A 21167-nucleotide genomic window follows, 5' to 3' on the forward strand; every position below is an offset into this window, starting at 1 on the left:
CACGTCCTCAGCGAAGTCGGTCCGATGTGTTGCCGGGCGCTGTCAGCGCCGGGCGGGCCTGCGGCAGGCGCCGCCCCGCGCCCCGGGGGAGCAGGGTCCGGATCGCGGTGCGGGGTGCGAACAGGCTCGACGGTGGGCGCAACGAATGGAGAACCTCGAGAAAGGCCTGATGGACCCGGGGGTCACGGGTACCGGCGGCCTGTACCCGGCTCAGGTAGCGGGAGGCCAGGCGCTGGGGCCGGGTGGGCGGTGTGCCGTCGGTGCCGGGCAGCAGGTTGTCGGCGGTCGCGGCCATGTCCCAGAAGGTGCCGGTGAGGGTGCTCAATCGGCGGTGGTACCTCTCGGAGAGGCCGGGGAGCCCGGCGGGGCCGGAAAGGCACTCACCGAGCAGGACGGCGCCCAGGGCGGCCGCGGTCATGCCCTGCCCGTACACGGGGTTGAAGCAGCACAGGGCGTCGCCGGTGAGCAGCAGATTGCCCGGCTGTCGCGCCCCGGGGCGGATCAGCCGACGGCGGTTGCTGGTCGCGTGGCTGCCCGAGATGTCGGTCAGCGGCTCCGCGTGGGTTATCGCCTCCGCGATGAGCGGGTCGGCCAGGCCGCGGGCGTAGGGCAGGAAGTCCTGTTCGCGGGTGGTGGGGCGGTCCGCGCCACTGCCGCTCAGGGTGACGATCCACCGTCCGCCTTCCAGGGGGGCCAGGACACCGCTGCGGAGCGGTCCGGGCGGGCCGCCCTGGATGTAGCACGAGCGCCACGGCGCCCGGTGGTCCTCCGGTATGCGGTAGAGGCGGCTCGCGTAGCCGAGGTGAGGGTCGATGACCTCCTGCGGCGGTGGTGCGCAGCCGAGTTCCTCCAGCCAGCGGTCCACGGCCGAGCCCCGGCCGGTGGCGTCGACGACGAGGTGGGCGGGCAGGGGCACCGGGTCGTCGTCCGGGCCTCCCCGGGTTCTCACCCGCACGCCGGTGACGGCTGTCGCGTCTCCGACGAGACCCGTGACCCGGGTGCCCTCACGGAAGGTGATGTTGGGCGCGGAACGGACCATGCGCCGGACCGTCCACTCCACCAGGGGGCGGCCGGCGCACACGAAACCCAGCCCCGAGGGGAAGACCGCCGCCCAGCCGTGGGGATTGCGCATCGCGAGATCATCGGCAAGGTCCAGCAAGGGGGCGCCCGCCCCGGTCAGTTCGCCCGTGAACCCCGGCAGCAGACCCTCGATGGTGCGCAGGCCGCGCACCCCCAGGCCGTGCACATGCGTGGACTGCGGCACACCGCGCCGTGGCACGGGCCCTTCCGGTAATCGGTCCTGCTCCACGACCACGACATGGGCGACGTGGTCGGCGAGGACCCGAGCCGTCAACAGCCCGGCGATGCCCCCTCCGATCACCACCGCTTGGGAGTTCTCGAGGGCCGTGATCCGGGATTTCATGATCCCCCTGAGGTTCGGCGTACGCGGTGAAACACGGAGAAGCCAGGCGGAAGCTGTTTCACGGCTCTTGGCGATTTATGGGTGTCTTTATTGATGGATATCGCGATCAGGTGCAGGGAGCATGCCCTGCTGGCTACTTGCGTCACAAGAGCAACACCAAGCCGGCTAGGGAATTTTCCAGATGCATATTCGACGACGGAGCCGACGGTGTCGGGCGCCCCTTCGGTGTTACTGTCGCGCCATGTCCAAGGCGGAGATCGACGTGGTGACCGCAGACTTCTTCGGCGCCTTCGACAACCGGGGCGGCAAGGCCGCCGATGTGGCCCGGATCCGCCGACTGGTCCTTCCCGAGGGCGTGATCGTCAAGACCGGCCCGGAGTTCACGGTCTACACCGTGGACGAGTTCATCGAGCCTCGCCGCCGGCTGCTGACGGATGGTCGGCTGGTCGAGTTCTCCGAGTGGGAGACCTCCGAACGTACCGAGATCGCGGGCGATATCGCGTCGCGGTTCGGCGGGTACCGCAAGTCCGGGATCCTGGACGGCGAGCCGTTCGAGGGCGGGGGCACGAAGACCATCCAGTTCGTCCGCACCCCGGAAGGCTGGCGGATCGCGGCATTCGCCTGGCACGACCGGACCTGACCTCGGGGGCCGCTACCGACGCCCGGCTGCGGCTGCGAAACCTGTGAGTGGAATGCCCTTACAGCCAGCCGCGCCGTGCCGCCTGGACCCCCGCCTGAAAGCGGGTGGTGGCGCCCAGCCTGGCCAGGAGGGCGGAGACACGGCGCACAACGGTGCGCCGGCCCACGCCCAGATGTCTGGCGATCGCGTCGTCGGTGGCACCGCTCGCCATGAGCGTGAGGATCTGGCGGTCCCGGGCGTCGATCTGTGTGCCGATGCCCGCCGCCGATATCGGAACGGCAAGTCGCCACAAGGACTCGAACACATTGGACAGCGCCTGGAACAGGCCCGACGGACGGATCAGGAGGGAGACGACGCCGGGGTGGTCGTCGGCGGCGAGGGTCACCACCGCCAGGTCGTCGTCGCCGATGGCGAGCTTCATGGGCGGATCGTCCAGCGTCCTTGCCTGTTCCCCGGCCTCGATCATGCGCGCCATGTTGGGCCATGCGATGGGGTCGTCGAAGGCGGATCCGTGATAGATGCTGCGGTAGACGACTCCCGCGGCCATGCGCTCGCGCTGCAGCACTTCCTGAGCGAGGTAGAAGTCGGACGTCCCGGAGTACGGAGGCACGTCGATGACCCGGATCTGCTGGCGCGCCGACTGCTGAATCTGTCGGCTGACCGTCAGGACGCGCGCGGCATCCTCGACGACTTCCAGCGCGCCGTAGTGACCGGCATCCCGCCTGGCGAAACGGTAGAGCCGTTCCAGTTCCGTCCCGGCCTGCCGCAGCGATGCCCGCACGGCGGCATCGCGCTGCAGCAGCGTCTCGACGACCTCCGTGGGCGGTAACGCTTCCCAGAAGGCCTCCCCGACCCCGGAATCGGTCGCCACGACGACGTCCTCGGCAGCGAGTTCCTTCAGCACCGCCTGGACGACGGCCTCACCGAGCCCGGCCCGGGCCGCCAACTGGGCCACGGTCACCCGCGGATGACCGACCAGGCACCGGTAGACGCGTCCACGGTCGGAGTCCGGGTCCAACACGTCGTGCACGACATCTCCTTCGCCGTACGGGAGCCGGCCCGACCGGCCCCTGAAGCCTACGGCGCGGGTGGCGCACCTGGGCCGTTGGCGCAGGTGCGCCACCCGCAGAGTATGGCGTTACCCAGAGTGCTGCGATGAGATTTCCGGTGTCCGGCTGAACACCAGTCCCATGGCACCCAGCCCCCGCCCAGTCCGAGGACAACTGATGAGATCAGTCCTGCCCACCCGGCTCCTGCGCGTGAAGGCAGCAGTCGCCACCCTGGCCGCCACCCTCCTCTTGTTGGGTGCGCCTTCCGCACGGGCCGAGGCGGCATCGGGTCCGCCGGAGATGGCCGATGGCTTCGGCCTGACCCAGGTCGGCAGTGCCACCGGCTCCGCCACGGAGTTCGTGGTCACGGTGAACACGCCCCAGGTCGCCGGTGCGCACCGCATCCGGATCCTGCTGCCGAGCGATTACCTGGCCGATCCCGCCAAGCGTTATCCGGTGTTGTATTTCCTGCACGGGGCGTCCGACGATCCGGGGAACCCGAATCTGGCCTACCCCGCCCTGCGCGCGGCCAAGTCGATGATCACGGTCATTCCGGACGGGGGCCGGCGGGGCTGGTACAGCAACTGGCTCGACCAGGGCACCGCCGCCGGTGCGCAGAACTGGGAGAACTTCCATATCAACCAGGTGATCCCGTTCATCGACGCGAACCTGCGCACCCTCGCGACGAAGAAGGGGCGGGCGGTCGCGGGTCTGTCGATGGGCGGCTTCGGTGCCCTGCACTACGCCCAGCGCCACCCCGACCTCTTCAGCCAGGTCGCCACGCTGTCGGGTGCCAATGAGTTCTCCCGCAACCACGCCGTCATGCGCGCCGCCGTCGTCGCCACGCTGACCAATATCGGCGCTCCGCTCTGCGGTACCTCCAGCCCCACCTGCTCGCTCAATTTCGGGCCCACGGTCTCCAGTGACGCGGTCTTCGGCACGCCGTATCCGGTGTTCGACTTCGACTGGCGCTGGAACGAGGCGGACCCGGTGGCGCACATGGACGTGCTGGCCCGGGCCGGCATGGGCGTCACGATCTACACCGGCAACGGCGGTGGCAACCCCGCCGAGCCCGAATTCTGGGTCCAGTCCGCGTCCGAGCACGCCAAGCAGCGTCTGGACGCCCTCGGGTACCCCTCGCACTACGTGGACTACGGCAACGGCTCCGGCTGGGGCGAGGGCTGCAACGGCGGCCACAACTACGGCTGCTGGGCACAGGACCTCGTGGACTTCGTTCCGCGACTCGAAGCAGCATTCGCGTCCGCCTGACCGCCCGTTCCCCGACAGACAGGGATCCACGCATGACCAAGAGACTGTGTACTTTCCTGCTGAGCCTGGCGGTCATCTGGACGTTGGGGGTCGGTGCCGCACAGGCTGCCAAGGCCGAGGGCAAGCGCGTACACAACGCGATGCAGATCATCTTCAGCCCGTCGATGCCCGACGCCTTCTGCACGATCGGCGCGGTGGGCACGGACAAGTACGAGCACAAGATAGCCATTTCGGCAGGCCATTGCCTTCGTGATGCCAGGTACGCGGACCGCGAGATCCCCGACAACGTCGCTCCCGTCTACGACCGGGCGGACACCGGGTTCGGGCCGATCGGGCACGTGCGCTACTTCAAGGACCCCGAGGGCTCGCAGACGGGTCACGTGACCAAGGACTACATGATCATCGAGCTGGTCCCGCAGGTGACGCTCTCCTCGCAGGGGCCGTACCTCAAGCAGACGGGCATGGTGAAGGTCCCCGGCGGATCCGTCAGCCCGAACGCCCTGAACCCCGCACTCGACAACGAGCGACTGCTCGCTCCCGGCGGCAACGAGCTCATCACGTCGGGTCAGACGGGCGCCTGGTACGGAACCATCATGGAGAACACCGCCGGCATCTACCGATCGGCGGCCGTGAACATGAAGGGCGACTCGGGCGGGCCCGCGATCTGGCACGTCCCCGGGACCGAACTGCCCTCCCAGGCCAACGGCTTCAAGGCCTCGGGCCCGTGGGCGGGCATCACCAAGGGGATCACTCTGGCATTGCCGCCCTTCCTGTACACCAGCTCGGCGAACATCCTCGCCGACCTGCGGGCCCGGGATGCCGCCGCCCCCGCCGGCGTCTTCGGCGCCGGCTTCACGGTGACCACCAACCCGTAGGAGCGGGGTCGTGAAGGCCGCGAGGCCGCACATCCCATCCGTCTCATGAACACCCTCGAGGAGGAGAAGGCGTTGCCCATCGGAAAGCTGGCGAGACGCACGAGAACCACCATGCTCGGTGTGATCGGACTGGTGGCCGCTCTGCTCACCGCCGCGCCCCCGGCGCGAGCCGATGTCCCCGCGTTCGAGCTGACCCCGATGGTCCCGGCCGGTGCCGACTATCAGCAGAAGCTCCGGTCCGAGGTGGAGTTCTGGACCCTTGAGAAGATGGCTGCCACCGGCCTCAACCACGAGGACCAGGACGCGACGCCGCCCCCCGGGGGCTGGGACGACCTCAGCAAGCCGTGGCCGGGGAAGGCCGGGCTGGTCTCGCGCACCGCCGGCAAGTTCTTCATCCAGAACAAGGACGTGGTCACCGGCGCCGTCTCGACGACCGCGTGCTCCGGCGACGTGGTGAACAGCGCCAACCAGAGCGTCGTCGTGACCGCCGCCCACTGTCTGCGCATCCACACCCCGATCAATGTGGGCTTCGGGAACACCATGATCACCAACATGGTCTTCGTGCCGGGATTCAACGGCGCGAACCTGGAGCGCCACACCTCCAGCACGGCACTGCCCGGCAAGGACATCGCCCCGTACGGAGTCTGGGGCGTGACCCGCGAGTGGATCACCAAGACCTGGAGCCAGAGCGCGGACTGGCTGCTGGGACACGACATGGCCGCGGTCCTGGTGGACAACCCGGATGATCCGCGGCCGATCGGCCAGGTCACCGGCGGTCAGCAGATCGGCTTCAACCAGCCGCAGAACCAGAACAACTACGTCTTCGGCTACCCCACCATCAACGAACGCAACTACTACCGTCCCGGCAACGTGTCCCGGCAACTCCAGCGGACCTTCGACGGCCGGAGCCTCATGGCCGCCCAGGGCACCACCCGCAACGACCCGGTCTTCTACAGCGACGTGATGCGCGGCGCGCTGTCACCAGGAACCAGCGGCGGCCCCCTGCTGCAGAATTTCGACCCCGCCACCGGTGAGGGCGTCCAGGTCGGGGTCTTCTCCCGGTACGACGATCCCGGCCAGATCATCGGCCTCTTCGGCTGGGTGCAGGGCCCCAATCTGAGTTCCACCCACCTGGGGGACGAGGAGAAGGCCGTGTACAACGCCGCCCAGTCGGCGAGCCCGTCGGGCAGCTGACCGTCGACGGGCACGCCCACGACCACCGGGCGCCGGCTTCCCCTGTGCCGACGCCCGGTGGTTTCGGCCTACCGACTCTTGTGCAGGTGCACGGCGAGAGCGGCGATGTCGTCGTCAAGGCCTCTGCTGCTGTAGTGGAGGAGGTCACGGTGGAGCCCGTCGAGCAGTTCGCGGGGCCGCGCCGGGGTCTGCCGGCTCATCCAGTCCGCCAGGGGGAAGAACTCACCGTTGCGGGCGCGGGCCTCGGTGACGCCGTCGGTATAGAGGAGCAACTGGTCGCCGCGTGCGAAGGAGAAGGTGTCGATGCTGTAGTGATCGCCGATCAGGTCCGCGAGGTTGAGGAGCGGTGAGGGAGAGGTGGGATTCAGGACGCGGAGCCCCTCCCGGCCGAGGACCAGCGGCGGCGGATGCCCGCAGTTGAGAACCCTGATGAGGTCGTCCTCGTGCGGGATCTCGACGAGAACGGCGGTGGTGAAGCGCTCCATCAGGTCCTCAGGGGGAAACGCGGTGCTGTAACGGCTGCTGCTGGCCTCCAGTCGGCGGGCGATGCCGCCCAGGTCGGGCTCGTCGTAGGCCGACTCCCGGAAGGAGTTGACCACCGCCGCGGCCGCGCCCACCGCCGGCAGTCCCTTGCCCCGCACATCGCCGATGAGCAACCGGACCCCGAACGGCGTGTCGGCCACCTCGTAGAAATCGCCGCCGATACGGGCCTCCGCGGCCGCCGCGAGATACAGCGACTCGATCTCGACGCCCCCGAAGCGGCGCGGCATCGGGCTGAGGACCACCTGCTGTGCCGCGTCGGCGACGAGCCGGACCTGGAAGAGGGACTGCTCCCGCTGGAGGCGCACATGGCTTCCGTACGCGGCCGCCACGGTGACCGCGACAATGCCCGCCACCGTGTACCACGCACCCAGGCCGGGGAACACGAGGCTGAGGCCGATCATGAGCAGAAAGCAGACCGTCCCCAGCAGCACGGTGGGGAGCACGGGCCACATGGCGGCCGCGAGAGCGGGGGCCGCGGGCAGAATGCGGCTGAAGGCCATGTCGGGGGGCGTGGAGTACGCCAGGCCGGCGATGACCACGGTCAGGAGCACCGGGGACAGCTGGACAAAGGACCACCGGCCGTTGGGACGGCGGAGTCGCGACTGTCCAGGCTTGATCATGATACATAGCATATCTGCATAAAGTGGACATTTCGCATGTTTCGGCCTGGCTCTTGCCCGTCCGGGGGCGTGGCACCCGATACGACCAAGGCTCGAGCCCGGTCGGTCGGGGCCTTCGCCCGACGGCTCAGCCGGTCTCGGCTGTGATCCGGCCGGTGCGAACGGCGTCGGTGAGGGCCTGGAAGTCGCGCTCGTTCTGGTCGGCGTAGGCCTCGGCGAATTCGGCCAGCGCCCGGTCGAAGACGTCACCGCCGCCCAGATAGGCGGCGATCGCGATCCGGTCCCCGGAGCGGGCATGGGCGCGTGCCAGCGTGGCGCCGCACAGGCCCGCGAAGAACCTCAGCTCGCTGGGCTTCATCGTCTCGGGTCGCGCGATGCCCTTCCAGTCGCGCAGTTGGCGGATGTAGAAGTCACGCTGTTGTCCGTCGACACCCGTGACCCGGTCCCAGCCGAGGAAGATATCGCTCGCGGCCTGCATCAATCGCTGCCCGGCGACCACACGCCGGCCCTGGTTGTCGTACTCGCTCCGCCCGGCGTGCGGGGCGAGGACCGAGGCGGCGGCCTCCTTGGCCTGCAGGAGCAGCGGGTCCTCATCGTCCCTGCCGAGCATGAGCACGACCCAGCAGCGGGTGCCGACACTGCCGACCCCGACCACCTTCAGGGCGATGTCGACCATCCGGAACTGCCGGAGGAGGTGTCGGCGGTCGGAGGTGAGACTGGTGCCGTACCGCTCGATGGCCTCACGGAGGTCCTGTTCGAACCCCGCACGCTCGGCTTCGGAGAGCAGGTCTCTCAGCGGTACGAGGAGCGGTGGGTCGGAGGCGATCAGCCGACTGCCGTCGACGACCCTGGTGAGCTTCTCGAAGGCCTGCAGATTGTCCCTGGTCCGAGCCGTGTCCAGCGCGTGGGAGAGGCGTCGGCGGGAGCTCTTGGCCAGCCGGTCACCGAGGAGGGCGCTGAGTTTCTCCGTGTCCGCCTGCGCGTACCAGACGTCGAGATTGCGCATCCCGGCGAACCCCCGCATCGATTCCCGGTACGCCCGGACGGCTTCGCGGACGACGCCGGCGCGCTGTCCGGCCGAGAAGTCGTTGGCCCGGGCGGTGATCACGAGGCTGGCCGCGAGCCGTTTGACGTCCCATTCCCACGGTCCGGGCAGTGTCTCGTCGAAGTCGTTGATATCGAAGACCAGGCGCCGTTCGGGGGAGGCGAGCAGGCGGAAGTTCAGCAGGTGCGCGTCCCCGCACAGCTGCGTCGTGATGCCGGTGTGGTCCAGCGCCCCCAGGTCCAGAGCCATGATCGCGGCCGCGCCGCGGTAGAAGCGGAACGGTGATTCGAGCATTCGTCCGTAGCGGATCGGTACGAGTTCCGGGACCCGCTCGGCGGACTGCCGCTCGATGACCTCCACGGGATCCGGCCGGTCGTCCCGAGGCGCGAACGCGGCGTGGCCGGACCGGGGCACCATGCCGCGGGCCGCTCTGCCTCGCGCCGCCCGCTCCTCCGGAGTCGGGTGGCGATGCGGGGTCGTCGCAGTCATCACCGAGTCTCCTCGCTCTCGCGCGGGTCCGCCGGTCCGGCAGCCGGCGCGGTTCGGGAACACCTGCGATGCCGGCCGACTCCGCGCCGGGACGTGCGGACACCGGACCTGAGGTTCCTTCCCGCATGTTCCGGGTGGGACGACGGCGTCGCATCACCCGGAGCGGGTGAGCCGCCGCTCCGCTCCCCACCCCCGTCGGCGGACCCAGGGCAACCCTCGCGTCAGCCGCCGCCGCTCGCACGGCCCGCACCGGGCACACCGATGCGCGGCAGGCCCGCCTACCGCGCATCGCCGTCCCGCGTGGCAGCCGCCGAGAGGAGCGGGCACCATGGAAGTCGCGGGTTCGGAGCACGGCCCGGCACACGACGAGGCAAGCGCGCCCCGGCGGGAAAGGTCCCGGCGGCGGAGCCCGAGACCCGCACCCTGGTGGTGGTTGGATGCCCACGTCCGGATTCCCCGCTGTCACGGAAGAAGGCAAGGGGTCCCACAGCGGCCGGGCGCCCGGCCGGCGACCGGTCGGCACCGCCACCGGAGCAGCACTGGCCTGGTCCGGTGACCCACTGCTGACCTCGAAGGTCTCGGTGCCCGCCCTCCCCGGGACATGCGTCCCCCGACAGCGCCTCCTGGACCGCCTCAGCTCCGGCGTCAACGGGCCGCTGACCCTGATCAGCGGCCCGGCGGGCGCGGGAAAGACGACTCTCGCCGTCTCCTGGGCACAGCTCGCCACGCCCCCGGGGCCGGTCGCGTGGTTGACCCTCGACACCGACGACAATGCCCCGGGCTTCTTCTGGTCCTACGTCCTCGAAGCCTTCCGGCGTGCGCTTCCCTCACTGCCCGCCACCATCGGAACACCCACCAGCCCCGACAGCATCGGCCGCTCCCTGCTCGTCCGGCTCGCCTCCGCCGTGGAACACCTGCCCCACCCCGTGGTGCTCGTGCTCGACGACATGGCCAAGGCGCCCGGCCGGGAGGTGTCGAAGGGGCTGGGTTTCCTCCTCGAACACGCGGGCCCGCAGCTCCGCCTCGTCCTGATCAGCCGGATGGACCCACGGCTCCCGCTCCACCGCTACCGCGCGGAGGGCCGCCTGACCGAAATCCGGAGTGCCGACCTGACGTTCACATCGGACGAAGCGGCGACTCTGCTGCGACAGCACGATCCAGCCACGACGGACAGTACCGTCCGCACCCTCACGAGCCGCACCGACGGCTGGGCCGCCGGATTGAGACTGTGCGCCCTGGCCATGCGGAAGTCCGACGACCCGGACGGCTTCGCCCGGTCGTTCGCCGCCTCCGAACACGCCGTGGCCGACTACCTGCTCGCCGAGGTTCTCGAGGCCCAGCCCGCCGCCACCCGGGAACTGCTCCTGCGCACCAGCATCCTGGGCCAGGTGCACCCCGAGCTGGCGAACGCGCTGACGGGGCGGCAGGACGCCGAAGAGATCCTGACCCGGCTCGTCCGCGAGGGTGCCTTCGTGGAACCGATCGCGGACACCCGCTGGTGCCGTTTCCGTCCCCTGTTCGCCAAGGTGCTCCAGGCACACCTGCGCAGCCGACGGCCCGGTCTCGCACCGCGACTCCACGGCCGTGCCGCGCGCTGGCTGGCCGATGCCGGCCGTCCGGCCGAAGCCCTCGGACACGCGACGGCGGCCGGGGACTGGAGTTACGGAGCCGCCGAAGCCATCCGCAACCTGATGGTCGGGCCCCTGCTCGCCGGCCCCGGCGAGGGCCGCCTCCCGGTGCTCTTCTCCCGCATGCCCGACGACACCCCCGGCGTCGAGCCCGCCCTCGTCGCGGGAGCCTGCCGCCTGGCCCGTCGCGACCCCGAAGGCTGCCGCGAGCAGCTCACGGCAGCCGAGCGGTTCATGAACAGCGGGAGCACACCGCCCGGCCGTGAGGCCGAGCTGACGCATGCCCTCCTGAAGCTGCTCTGCGAGTCGTACAACCCGGAGAGCGGTGCCACCCCGGGGTCGGCGGCCGAGGCAATGGCCCGGAACGCCGAGGACATGGCGGCGCGGGTAGCACGGTGGCGAATCGAGGAGCATCCGGAGCTCAAGGCTCTGCGGCTGCACGGGCTGGCCTGCGCGCTCCTGCGGTCCGGTCGCCTCGACGACGCCCGCCGTGCCTTCACCGACGCCGTCGAGGCCTGTGCGGACGACGCCACCCACCTCGTGCTCCACGCGCCCTTCGGCAAGCTCGCGCTGACCGAGAGCGCCGTAGGAGCCCTGACGGCAGCGGAAGACCACTCCGTGCGGTCCCTCGCGGTGGCCGACCGGCACGGACTGTCTCCCGCCCGCCGTTCAGGAGCCGGTCACCTGGCACTGGCCGCCCTCGCGTTCGAACGCGATGACTCCCGGACCGCCCGTCACCAGCTCGAACGGGCCATGGCGTGCCCCGACACCCACGACGACCCGGTCATGGTCGCGGAGAGCGCCGTCCTGCGCTCCCGCCTCGAGGTGACGCAAGGGCGGTGGGAAGCCGCCCTTGCGACCCTCGCCGAACCCGGGCAGCCCCCCATGACATGGCCGGCCGAGCGCCTCGCCGTCGCCCGCTCCCAGGCGGTCCTGGCCCGCGGAGACCACGAGGCCGCTGTCGCCGCCCTGCACGGTGGCGACAGCGACGGACCGGCCTTCACCGTCGCCCTGGCCCACGCCCACCTCGCGGCCGGACGCATCGACCGCGCCCTGCGGCTCCTGGCGCATGCCGACCGCTCACACCGGTCGAACCTGGTCGACCACGTCCGTATCCGACTGCTGCGGGCCCGTATCGCGATGCTGGGCGACGATCCCCACGCCGCCCACGATCCGCTGGCGCAAGCTCTGGACGCGGCCCGCCCCGAACAGCTGCGCCGACCCTTCACCGAAGCCGGGCCGTGGCTGCGGCACCTGCTCGAGCGGGCCGACGGCGAGGACGGGACCCGACTCTCCCGCTCCTGGCTCAGCACCCGGCGACCGGACGGACCGCGCACCCCCGCCTTCGTCGAGCCGCTCAGCGGCCGCGAGCGGGAGGTGCTCTCCTGCGTCGCGCGGATGCTGTCCACCAACGAAATCGCCGACGAACTCCACCTGTCCGCCAACACTGTCAAGACGCACCTGCGGAGCGTCTACCGAAAACTCTGCGTCTCCCGCCGTCGCGAGGCCGTCGAACTCGGTAAGGAGCTGCACATCGTGTGACCCGGTCGGTCGGCTCCGCCGACCGCCACTCCCGTGCCGGCTCACCCGCGCGGGGGGATGCCCCTCACCCCGCGCGGCGCACAGCATGACAGAGGAAGAGTCCCCGGAGCAGGCAGGACCGGTACGGGCATGCGCTACGAATTCCGTGTCACCGGCCGTGTTTCCACACCGTTGGCCGACACCTTTCCCGAGCTCGACAGGGCGTCCGTCCCACGGCAGACGCTGTTCTTCGGCACGGTGACCGACGAGGCCCATCTGTACGGGCTCCTCGCCCGCTTCCAGGACCTGGGGCTGCACGTCGAAGAGATGCGCCGCCTTCCGGACTGACCGGTCGCCACCGCAATCGCGCACGAACGGAGGAAACCATGGACCCGTCCGATGCCTCCGCCTCCCGAGGCCGCGGCCGTTCCGGGGCCGAACAATCCTTGAGCGCCGCCGAACTCGAGGAATACGAACGTCTACGGAGGACCGCCCACGCCCGTCACCGCCGTACGCGTTACGCGGGAGCCTCCGTCCTGCTGGTGCTGGCCTTCCTCCTCTCGCCGCTGGCCGTCGTGGCCACCTGGGTGAACGCCGAGGTCTCCGATACCGGCCGGTACGTACAGACCGTCGCACCGATCGCCACCGATCCCCCCGTGCAGAATCTGGTGACCGACCGGCTGACCGAACGAGTGGTGAGCAACGTCGACGTCAAGAGCATCACGGACGCCCTCGGCGGGGCTCTCGCCAAGGCCGGTGCCCCGCCCGGGGTGGTGGACAAGACGCCCTCGCTCAACGGGGCGCTGCAGAACGCGCTCGACTCGGCCGTCCACGATGTGGTGGCCGGGGCGGTGAAGAGCGACCAGTTCGCCCAGGCGTGGGACGGCGCGAACCGGCGCGCCCACGCCGCCGTGGTGAAGACCCTCACCGGCGAGGGGAACAGCGCCGTCGAGGCCAAGGACGACACGATCGTCCTGGACATGGGGACCGTCATCGACAACGTCAAGCAACGGCTGGTGGACGCGGGCTACGAGAAGGCCGCGGACATCCCCGACGTCGACAGGACGGTCCCGCTGCTGAAGACCGACAAGCTCGACAACGCCCAGGACGCCATGCGCCTGCTCAACGTCGTCGGTATCTGGCTGCCCGTCACCGTGGTCGTCCTCGCCGCCCTCGGTATCCGGGCCGCGCCCTCGCACCGGGTGGCTCTGATGGCCACGGGCCTCGGCGTCGGCGTCATGATGGTCGTGCTGCTCGTCGGTCTCGCCGTCATGCGGCGGGTCTATCTGGATTCCGTACCCTCCGACGTCCTGCCACCGGACGTGGCTGCCCCCATGTACGACACGCTCGTACGCTTCCTGCGGGCGAGCACCCTCACGGTCCTCGTCATCTCGGTGATCACCGTGCTGGCGGGCTATCTGTACGGTCCCGGACGCGGTGCCCGGTTCCTCCGCTCGGTGGCGGCCCGGGCCACCGGCGCCACGGGCCGGGCCATGGCCCACTCCGGTGCGCGCACCGGCAGCACCGGACACTGGCTGGACACCCACCGTGGCTGGACCACCGGCATCGTCATCGCCGGCGGCGGGCTGGCCCTGATCCTGTGGAACTACCCCACCCCCGCCTCCGTGGCGCTGGTCCTCGGCATCGTGGTCGCCGTACTGATACTCCTCGGCATCCTCGCCGCGGCCTCCGGCGACACCGCGACGGGCGATCGTCGCACGCGGTCCTCGCCCTAGACGGGGGAGGCGCACGGACCCCGGCCCGGACACGCTGGAACGCATCGGGGGGAGACGACAGGAGGAGAGAGAACATGAACGCCTACGTGTATTTGGCCTACGACTACCCGGTCCTGGGCGCGTTCTGGACCGCGGTATGGATCTTCATGTGGGTCCTGTGGGTCCTCCTGCTCTTCCGGGTCATCGCAGACATATTCCGCGACGACTCCCTCGGCGGATGGGCCAAGACGGGGTGGCTCGTCCTCGTGATCGGACTGCCCTTCCTCGGCGTCTTCGTCTATGTGATCGCCAGAGGCAAGAACATGGGCCGGCGCGAGCGGGACCATGCGCGGGCACAGCAACAGGCAGTCGACGACTACATTCGCGAGACGGTCGGCAGCCCGGACTACACCAGCGACGTGGAAGCCCTCGCGAAGCTCTCGGAAATCCGTGCCAAGGGAGACATCACCGACGACGAGTTCCGCCGGGCCAAGGAGAAGATCCTGCATTGAGGGCGCGTCCCCCGTTCGCTAGATGCCGCCGACCCGTCCCGGAACGCGGTCGAGGGCGGACCGGACGATCTCCCGCAGGTCGGGGACGGGGATGCCCAGCTCCCGCAGCCACCGGACCGTTCGGGCGATCGAGGTCTTCATGGCGCGTGACCTCTCGATGAGGTCGTACAGGTCCACCTCGCAGTCGATGGTCAGGAACATGTCCTCGCCCTCACTGATCCTGAGCAGTTCGAGGGCCGAGGCGAAGGACAGTCCTGCCGGGACGTCCGGGCAGGAGACGGTGACGCCGTAGCCGGTGAGCCGCTCCGCCAGTGCCCCGGGGCTCATCAGCAGACTGCGGGCCGCCACCAGCACATGGGCGAACGGCATCGCGTCCGCGGTGGTGACCCCGGTCCACTCCAGCGGACCCTCCCGCCGCAGCAACTCCTTGTCCAGGGCCGTGCAGTAGCGCGGCGGCCGCAGAGGAACCGTGAAGCCGTAAGCGCGCATGCGGTCGATCACATGCCTCAGCGAGCAATTCCGGCGGCGTGCCGAGTCGAAGATGTGCGTATAGGGGACAGGCTTGTGCGGGGGCAGCGGCCAGTCCGACCCACTGCGGAGAAAGTCGGCGTCATCGGGTTCCGCGTCCCCGGGGAAGGCGAGCGGTGTGGTGAAACCCAGCCCTGCCAGCCGGTCCAGGACGTCGCGCGGCCCGAGAGCGAGCGCGTGCGCGGCTGCTGCCACATGTCCTGGAGGGATCTCCTGGGAGCGGCTCAGCCAGGGCCACAGGCCATCCGCCCGCTCGCTGAGGAGCGTGGCCACTGCGGCGCCGGGCCGCTCCGGCAGTCCTTCGGCATCGATACTCAGCCCGTATTCCGTGAGGCGTGCGCACACCTCACTCACCGGCAGCCCGAGCAGCAGGCCGGCCTTCGCGATATGGCCGGGCGGGACCGTCTTTTCAGGGTCCACCCAGCCCAAGGCGCCCTTCCGGTCCCCGAGATCCCGTTGCAGCAAGGGGTCTCGCCGTGCCGCGGTGGCCAGCTCGACGTAGCTCTCGGGCACGTCGATGCCGCAACGGCGCCACTCGGAGACGATGGACGCGGCGGAGTCCGCAGCGGATTCACCCATCTCCTCCATGAGTTCGGCGAACTTGGCCGGTGCGTGGCCCGGCATGGCTCCAAGGACCCGGGCCCGGTGCACCAGCGCGGGCAGGTCCGCTCCCCAGGTCTCGGCCACTGTGCGCAGGTGGTCCGCTATGTAGCGGGAGTCCATGGACCAGTTCCAGAACGGCTCGCCGCCATCGAGGGCCGGAGCGGACAGCAGGTCCCTGTCGGACGGTAACGCCGCTAGCACGGCCTTGACCTCGGTGATCTCGGGACACGACTCCGCCAGCTGTGCCAGGAGAGCATGGGGCCGGTGGGCGAGGAGCCGCCACAGGAGGATGGCGTCGGGGGGATGCCCCCGTGGCGACTTCCACGGGTCGGGCAGCCATCGGCTGCCCCCTCCGCCGCCTCCGAAGAGCTCAGCCGGCAGGACCTTGGAGTCGGCAAGAAAACAACCCGTGCGCGCGATGTCGAACTTCCGGTCGGCGAACTCCATTCGCACGTCCGCCCCGATGGCTGCCGTCGTCAGCAGGTCGCCCAGCACCATGCTCTTCTCGGCCACCCGGCAGATCCATGCGTAGCCGGGCAACGCCCCGCCGCCCGCGAACAGCGCGGCCGCGGCCCGTTCGCACACCTGCCGAAGCCGGTCCGAGACGTCGTCGAGCAGTGTGCGCCGGTCGGCCGAGAGCCGCTCGGGTGCCAGAGCACCGGTCAAGTTGATCACCGCGCCGGTCATCCCCGACGGGCTGGACGACAGAACTCCGCGGCGCGTTCCGGGCTCGACGACCAGACCGTCCACCAGAAGCGCACCACCGTACTCACACCACGTCAGCTGCAACCCGTCGGGCGCTCGCCGCCACGGTTGCGACACGCCGTGGGCGTTGAGACCGAAGCGTTCGGCAGCAGGTGCCTTTCTGGTCTTGAGCAGATGTGCTTCCCACCGGGCGCGCCGGGATCCGTGCGCCACTTCGGTGGGAAACTCGGCGATCCCCAGGACCCGTTCCAGGACGTCGAGGCAGGACCAGGACGTCTCCTGCTTCCGCACATACAGACGGACCTGCGTGCCCGCCTCCCGCCCGTGTTCCTTCAACCGCACGATGCGGAACAAGTGCCCCGGGCCGAAGACGCGCGCTTCGAGGAGCGGGCCGAGCTCTCCTGTCGCGTCCATGCGGCACGTACGCACCCGCATCTCGTCGGCGAGCATGAAGTAGCTCAGCACACCGATGCCGAACCGGCTGTTCGGGTGGAACTCGACCGGCGGCCGGGCCTGTGCCCACTTCGCGCGTTCGAGTGTGAAGTCCAGCTGCTCGGCGAACCGTGAGCCCGCCCGGCAGAAGACGCCGCGCAGCTCGGACTCTCCCATGCCGACCCCGTTGTCGCGGCACTCGACGTACTCGCGGCCGTCCTCGTCCGTGCCCTGCTCGAAGTCGATACGGCCCTCGTAGGCGTAGGACGCCTCCCGTGTCCGGTCCAGGTACTGGGTGCGGGCCCGGCGGTAGCGACACGCGTCCAGGGCGTTCTGGTAGAGCTCGCGGACGGCGAGGTCACGGTCCTTGTAGAGCTGGATTCCCATGAGGAGGTCGCGGACGCGGCGCTCGTCGAGGCGGAAGGCGGCCCAGCCGGTGAAGGCGCCCTCCGAGGGCGTCACCTCGTCGGCGGACAGGCGGGCGGGCAACGGCGGCATCGGCTGGGTGACGCGCTCGTGGGCGGTGCGGCGGACAGCGGCCAGGAGTTCGTCCGCGCGGGCCGCGTACTCGCGCAAACCCTCGATCACGGCTTCATGACGACACTCCGCCCTGAGGACGGGCAGATCGTGGGAGCCGCCCCATCCGGACGAGTCCAGGGTCTGCCGCAGCTGTCCCAGGTCGACCGGGAAGGGGATCCCGACGTGTTCCACCACGATCTGCGGCAGTGCCGTGATCTCGCGGCTCATGCCGTGGGCCAGCGTGAGCAGGAGGCCAAGGCGCTGATCCCGGATCCGCTGCTGTCCGCCGCGGCGGATCCGGGCCGAGTCGTCCGTCGGGAGGGAATCGAGGTATTCGCGGTCACAGACACCGGGGCCACGTCGCAGCCCGTGCAAGAAGCGGCACACGCGTCGGAGGTCGAGCGTCTCGCCGAGGGCCTCGGCGGACGGGCCGACGGCCCGCAGGAGCTGCTGGACGACGACGGGATCGGAGAACTCCTCCCGCTGGGCGAGCCAGCGGTGGAAGAGCCACCAGCCGATGGGCTCCGCCGCGTCGGGACGCCGGCGTCCGCGCTCGACCAGGAGGTCGTGTCCTTCGGAGAACACCTCGAACGCGGTCCGCAGCGGATGCGCCCCGGCGATCCGGCCGAGTCGGCCCGGCTCGACGACGGGTGCGAGCGAGGCCGTCAGACGAAGGCACTGCGCGCGGTGGAGAAACGGCATGAGCACCAGCAGGGCCGCCTCGGCCGGATAGATGTCCAGCCGCCGCTCGGGGTCGGGCTCGCCGAGCAGCCATTCCACGGCTTCGGCGAACCGCGGCACGAAGCCGCCGTCCCGCCAGGGGTCGGCAGTCGTCTCCGACTCCGCCGCCTCACGCAACCGCGCCAGCGTGGCGACGGCCTCAGCGACGTGCTGCCGGAACAAGTCGGCGTTGCGCCCGGCCGGGACGTGCTGCCACACGGTGGAGTCCGCGGCCGACTCGACCCACGGGTCGGCCGGGGCCGGGGCGGGGCCTACCGGACAGCTGTGGAAGTTGATGGTTCCCGCTTGGAACAGGGCGCCCACCGCGGAACCCGACACCTCGTTCCACGTCTCGTCCTGCCGCATCCGCCCCCCTCACGCCGCCGCGACGGTGGCCCAGTGTAGGAGCCCGGCGTCCCTGGGCGGTGCGGATCGGGCGAGAACGGAGCCGACGGCGAGCGTTTGAGCCCCCGGGGAGTTCCCCAACCCCCGCACCAGGACCGGCGCTTCGCACCCGGCGACGAGGCCGCGTCGCCCGGAGTCCGACGCTCTACGCCCGGAACGCCTCCGGTCGCTCCGGGGACGCCTCGTTGAGGGCCTTGCCGACCGCTTCGGTGCCGGCCCGGAGCCCGTAGACGGGGGTGTCGGGCTGCTGGCGCCAGGAGTCGTCGATGCCGCCGGCGTCGACGGTGTCGAAACCGAGCTCGTCGATGAGGTCGCGGACGGCCTTCTTGGCGGTCTCGTCGTCGCCCGCCACCGGCACGGCGATCCGCTCGGGGTGGCCCTTGGGCAGAGGCCTGTCGAGGATGTCCTGGGCGTAAGTGCCGTTGAACGCCTTGATGACGGGGTGGCCGAGGTGCTGCTCGGTCCAACGGCTCTCCGTCAGACCTTCCTCGATGGCGGCGATCCGGCCGTCCCTCTCCTTGGGGTAGTAGTTGCCGGTGTCGATGACCACGACGTCCTCCGCGGCCTTGTCGAACAGTCCGGACGGCAGGTCCGGTACGGCCTTGAGGGGCACGGTGACCACGACGACCGCTGCGCCGCGCGCCGCCTCGGCCGCGGTGACGGGGGTGGCACCGGTCTCCTCGGCGAGTGCGGTGAGGGTGTGCGGGCCGCGTGAGTTGGCGACGGATACGTCGTGGCCGAGAGCGGTGAGCCGTCGTGTGAGGTTTCCGCCGATGTTGCCGGCGCCGATGATGCCGAACTTCATGGGAGTCCTTCCAGAGGCCTGGCGACGGGGTGTCGTGCCTGCTCACAACCTCGTGTGCGGGGCGCCTATTCCGGCTCCGGGCCTCGGACGTCGAGCGGGAGTCAGGTGTCGCCCGCCTCCCTCCGGTCCTTCTCGCTCCACTTGCTGGTGTCACGGGGTTCGACGTAGGGCTCCTCGTCCTGGGGGTGGCCGCCGATGATCGCGCGCTCACGGGACAGCTCCGCGTCGAACTCCAGGCCCAGCAGGATCGCCAGGTTGGTGATCCACAACCACACCAGGAACACGATCACCCCGGCCAGGGTGCCGTATGTCTTGTTGTACGAGGCGAAGTTCGCCACGTACAGCGCGAATCCCGCCGAGGCGATCATCCAGATCCCCAGGGCCAGGAAACTGCCCGGGGTGACCCACTTGAAGCCTCGGCTCCTCGCGTTCGGTGCCGCCCAGTACAAGATCGCGATCATGACGGTGACCAGCAGGAGCAAGACCGGCCACTTGGCGATCGACCACACCGTCACGGCGGTGTCACCGAGTCCCAGGGCGGTGCCGGCCTGCCGGGCGAGGCCGCCGGTGAACACCACGATCAGCGCACTGGCGCAGGCCAGCGCCACCAGCACCACCGTCAGGACCAGCCGCAGCGGGGTGAGCTTCCACACCGAACGGCCTTCCGCCATGTCGTAGACGGCGTTGGAGCTGCGGATGAACGCCGCGACATATCCCGACGCGGACCACAGCGCGGCCAGCAATCCGACCACGGCCAGGACGGAACCGACACCCCCGGCGCCCTGTAGTTGTTCGACCGCGTCCGTCACGATGTCGCGGGCCGGGCCGGGCGTGAGCTTCTTGAGGTTGTCCAGGATGCTCTTCGTCGCCGACTCGCCCGCCACGCCGAGCAGCGAGACCAGCACCAGCAGGGCGGGGAAGACTGCCAGCACCGCGTAGTAGGTCAGCGCCGCCGCCCGGTCCGCCAGCTCGTCGTCCTTGAACTCCGTCACCGTCCGCCGCAGCACCGCCCACCAGGACTTCTTGCCCAGAGCGGTCGGATCGTCCGGAGCCTCCCGCTCCACCTGCGGGTCCGGCCCCGGGCCCCGGCCCGGCTCGGCGCTCTTCCCGCCGTCCCCGGACGTGTCCCGGCCGTCCCCGGGCTGTTCCTTCCCGCGCTTGTGCTGCCACATCGGTGCCATGCCCGTACGGGTAACCGCTCCCCGTTCCCGCTAACCCCGACGGACGAAGCGCTGCCGCACCGTCACCCACACGGCCCACACGGGTGGCGGCGGCGGGTCTGCCTCAACGCTTGACCTGCATCCAGGGGCACCCCTAAAGCTTAGAAAGCTCTCTAACGAGCTGGTGCGTGATAGCGGATGAGGCGTGTTTGACCTGCTCATTGCCTGTCCTCAGGCGGTGGTGTAGCGGTCAGATACGAGGTTGGCGATGGCACGGTAGGTGTCGGGCAGGCGGTCGCGTCTGTGGGTCCAGCGGGTCAGTTGCTTCCAGCGTTTGTGGTCGGCGAGGGCGTGTTCGACGGTGATGCGGTCGGACGAGTGTGCGTGGCGGTCTCGTTCCCACTGTTCGACTCTGCCGGGCAGTGCTCCCGGCCGCGGTTTTCTGGGCGGTGTGATCGCTTGCCCGCGGTGGTCACGGCTCAGGCCGAGGTAGCCGTCGTCCAGGAGGACCTCGACGTCGGGGAAGTGCTGGAAGCAGACAGCGATGCCCTCGTTGCGGGCGGCCGTGGCGTCGTGCATACGCCCAGGTCGCAGGGCATCAGTCCATAACGTGCGGCCACGCCGGTCGGCGATGATGGTGGCCTTCATGGTGTTCTGCTTCTTCTTCCCGGAGACGAACGCGCGTCGTCCGCCGCGGCCGGCCGGCGGACGGCGGACCTGGATCTCAGTGGCATCCAGCCTCAGCTCGATGCCTTCGGCCTGGGCGT

16 protein-coding genes are annotated in these 21167 nt (G+C 70.0%); 8 read left to right on the forward strand and 8 right to left on the reverse strand.

What is annotated here, in order from left to right; all coding sequences use genetic code 11:
• Positions 1–7 precede the first annotated feature (7 nt).
• On the reverse strand, positions 8–1423 hold the full coding sequence (locus ACZ53N_RS15380; protein ID WP_469141341.1) for an NAD(P)/FAD-dependent oxidoreductase: 1416 nt from the start codon (positions 1421–1423) through the stop codon (positions 8–10).
• 241 nt (positions 1424–1664) lie between these two features.
• On the opposite strand from ACZ53N_RS15380, the gene ACZ53N_RS15385 reads away from it, so the two are divergent.
• The gene (locus ACZ53N_RS15385) at positions 1665–2063 is read left to right on the forward strand and encodes a nuclear transport factor 2 family protein (protein ID WP_469141342.1); all 399 of its coding nucleotides are present in this window, start codon (positions 1665–1667) and stop codon (positions 2061–2063) included.
• A 58-nt stretch (positions 2064–2121) separates the two neighbouring features.
• Here the strand turns inward: ACZ53N_RS15385 and ACZ53N_RS15390 are convergent, their stop codons facing one another.
• On the reverse strand, positions 2122–3093 hold the full coding sequence (locus ACZ53N_RS15390) for a LuxR C-terminal-related transcriptional regulator (RefSeq protein ID WP_469141343.1): 972 nt from the start codon (positions 3091–3093) through the stop codon (positions 2122–2124).
• Positions 3094–3289: 196 nt separating this feature from the next.
• Between ACZ53N_RS15390 and ACZ53N_RS15395 the strand changes: the two genes are divergently transcribed.
• The 3 genes from ACZ53N_RS15395 to ACZ53N_RS15405 are packed head-to-tail and all read left to right on the forward strand — an operon-like array spanning position 3290 to position 6450.
• Entirely contained in the window at positions 3290–4381 is a 1092-nt protein-coding gene (locus ACZ53N_RS15395; protein ID WP_469141344.1) for an alpha/beta hydrolase, read from the forward strand.
• 32 nt (positions 4382–4413) lie between these two features.
• Positions 4414–5256 carry a hypothetical protein gene (locus ACZ53N_RS15400; RefSeq protein WP_469141345.1) on the forward strand — a complete coding sequence of 281 codons (843 nt, stop codon included), beginning with the start codon at positions 4414–4416 and terminating at the stop codon, positions 5254–5256.
• 45 nt (positions 5257–5301) lie between these two features.
• Positions 5302–6450 (forward strand): trypsin-like serine peptidase, encoded by a 1149-nt coding sequence (locus tag ACZ53N_RS15405; RefSeq protein ID WP_469141346.1) that lies wholly within the window; start codon positions 5302–5304, stop codon positions 6448–6450.
• 68 nt (positions 6451–6518) lie between these two features.
• Here ACZ53N_RS15405 and ACZ53N_RS15410 read toward each other — a convergent pair whose 3' ends face one another.
• Both ACZ53N_RS15410 and ACZ53N_RS15415 read right to left on the reverse strand, forming a co-directional pair.
• Positions 6519–7613 (reverse strand): PP2C family protein-serine/threonine phosphatase, encoded by a 1095-nt coding sequence (locus tag ACZ53N_RS15410; protein ID WP_469141347.1) that lies wholly within the window; start codon positions 7611–7613, stop codon positions 6519–6521.
• Positions 7614–7740: 127 nt separating this feature from the next.
• Positions 7741–9147: a DUF2252 domain-containing protein gene (locus ACZ53N_RS15415; protein WP_469141348.1), complete on the reverse strand. Its 1407-nt coding sequence runs from the start codon at positions 9145–9147 to the stop codon at positions 7741–7743.
• A gap of 437 nt (positions 9148–9584) precedes the next feature.
• On the opposite strand from ACZ53N_RS15415, the gene ACZ53N_RS15420 reads away from it, so the two are divergent.
• The 4 genes from ACZ53N_RS15420 (at position 9585) to ACZ53N_RS15435 (ending at position 14523) form a co-directional block, all read left to right on the forward strand.
• Positions 9585–12317, forward strand: coding sequence for a winged helix-turn-helix domain-containing protein (locus ACZ53N_RS15420; protein ID WP_469141349.1), 2733 nt, complete (start codon positions 9585–9587; stop codon positions 12315–12317).
• A gap of 129 nt (positions 12318–12446) precedes the next feature.
• The gene (locus ACZ53N_RS15425) at positions 12447–12644 is read left to right on the forward strand and encodes a hypothetical protein (protein WP_130880756.1); all 198 of its coding nucleotides are present in this window, start codon (positions 12447–12449) and stop codon (positions 12642–12644) included.
• A 38-nt stretch (positions 12645–12682) separates the two neighbouring features.
• On the forward strand, positions 12683–14032 hold the full coding sequence (locus ACZ53N_RS15430; protein ID WP_469141350.1) for a hypothetical protein: 1350 nt from the start codon (positions 12683–12685) through the stop codon (positions 14030–14032).
• Between the two features lie 74 nt (positions 14033–14106).
• Entirely contained in the window at positions 14107–14523 is a 417-nt protein-coding gene (locus tag ACZ53N_RS15435; RefSeq protein WP_469141351.1) for an SHOCT domain-containing protein, read from the forward strand.
• Positions 14524–14541: 18 nt separating this feature from the next.
• Here ACZ53N_RS15435 and ACZ53N_RS15440 read toward each other — a convergent pair whose 3' ends face one another.
• The 4 genes from ACZ53N_RS15440 to ACZ53N_RS15455 form a co-directional block, all read right to left on the reverse strand.
• Positions 14542–18396 (reverse strand): wHTH domain-containing protein, encoded by a 3855-nt coding sequence (locus tag ACZ53N_RS15440; RefSeq protein WP_469141352.1) that lies wholly within the window; start codon positions 18394–18396, stop codon positions 14542–14544.
• A gap of 184 nt (positions 18397–18580) precedes the next feature.
• Positions 18581–19240, reverse strand: a complete 660-nt coding sequence (locus ACZ53N_RS15445) for an NADPH-dependent F420 reductase (RefSeq protein WP_469141353.1) — start codon at positions 19238–19240, stop codon at positions 18581–18583.
• Between the two features lie 101 nt (positions 19241–19341).
• Positions 19342–20421 carry a YihY/virulence factor BrkB family protein gene (locus ACZ53N_RS15450; RefSeq protein ID WP_469141354.1) on the reverse strand — a complete coding sequence of 360 codons (1080 nt, stop codon included), beginning with the start codon at positions 20419–20421 and terminating at the stop codon, positions 19342–19344.
• A 210-nt stretch (positions 20422–20631) separates the two neighbouring features.
• A partial coding sequence (locus tag ACZ53N_RS15455) for a transposase family protein (protein ID WP_469141355.1) occupies positions 20632–21167 on the reverse strand: 536 nt, incomplete at its 5' end.

The organism is Streptomyces sp. NPDC033229 (genome assembly GCF_055576875.1).

What these genes read in the sequence shown, in the direction of transcription:
- ACZ53N_RS15410 (WP_469141347.1), bottom strand. Translation starts at nt 7,613, where the DNA reads ATGATCAAGCCTGGACAGTCGCGACTCCGCCGTCCCAACGGCCGGTGG.
- ACZ53N_RS15420 (WP_469141349.1), top strand. Translation starts at nt 9,585, where the DNA reads ATGCCCACGTCCGGATTCCCCGCTGTCACGGAAGAAGGCAAGGGGTCC.
- ACZ53N_RS15440 (WP_469141352.1), bottom strand. Translation starts at nt 18,396, where the DNA reads ATGCGGCAGGACGAGACGTGGAACGAGGTGTCGGGTTCCGCGGTGGGC.
- ACZ53N_RS15385 (WP_469141342.1), top strand. Translation starts at nt 1,665, where the DNA reads ATGTCCAAGGCGGAGATCGACGTGGTGACCGCAGACTTCTTCGGCGCC.
- ACZ53N_RS15380 (WP_469141341.1), bottom strand. Translation starts at nt 1,423, where the DNA reads ATGAAATCCCGGATCACGGCCCTCGAGAACTCCCAAGCGGTGGTGATC.
- ACZ53N_RS15435 (WP_469141351.1), top strand. Translation starts at nt 14,107, where the DNA reads ATGAACGCCTACGTGTATTTGGCCTACGACTACCCGGTCCTGGGCGCG.
- ACZ53N_RS15425 (WP_130880756.1), top strand. Translation starts at nt 12,447, where the DNA reads ATGCGCTACGAATTCCGTGTCACCGGCCGTGTTTCCACACCGTTGGCC.
- ACZ53N_RS15395 (WP_469141344.1), top strand. Translation starts at nt 3,290, where the DNA reads ATGAGATCAGTCCTGCCCACCCGGCTCCTGCGCGTGAAGGCAGCAGTC.
- ACZ53N_RS15415 (WP_469141348.1), bottom strand. Translation starts at nt 9,147, where the DNA reads ATGACTGCGACGACCCCGCATCGCCACCCGACTCCGGAGGAGCGGGCG.
- ACZ53N_RS15430 (WP_469141350.1), top strand. Translation starts at nt 12,683, where the DNA reads ATGGACCCGTCCGATGCCTCCGCCTCCCGAGGCCGCGGCCGTTCCGGG.
- ACZ53N_RS15405 (WP_469141346.1), top strand. Translation starts at nt 5,302, where the DNA reads ATGAACACCCTCGAGGAGGAGAAGGCGTTGCCCATCGGAAAGCTGGCG.
- ACZ53N_RS15450 (WP_469141354.1), bottom strand. Translation starts at nt 20,421, where the DNA reads ATGGCACCGATGTGGCAGCACAAGCGCGGGAAGGAACAGCCCGGGGAC.
- ACZ53N_RS15400 (WP_469141345.1), top strand. Translation starts at nt 4,414, where the DNA reads ATGACCAAGAGACTGTGTACTTTCCTGCTGAGCCTGGCGGTCATCTGG.
- ACZ53N_RS15445 (WP_469141353.1), bottom strand. Translation starts at nt 19,240, where the DNA reads ATGAAGTTCGGCATCATCGGCGCCGGCAACATCGGCGGAAACCTCACA.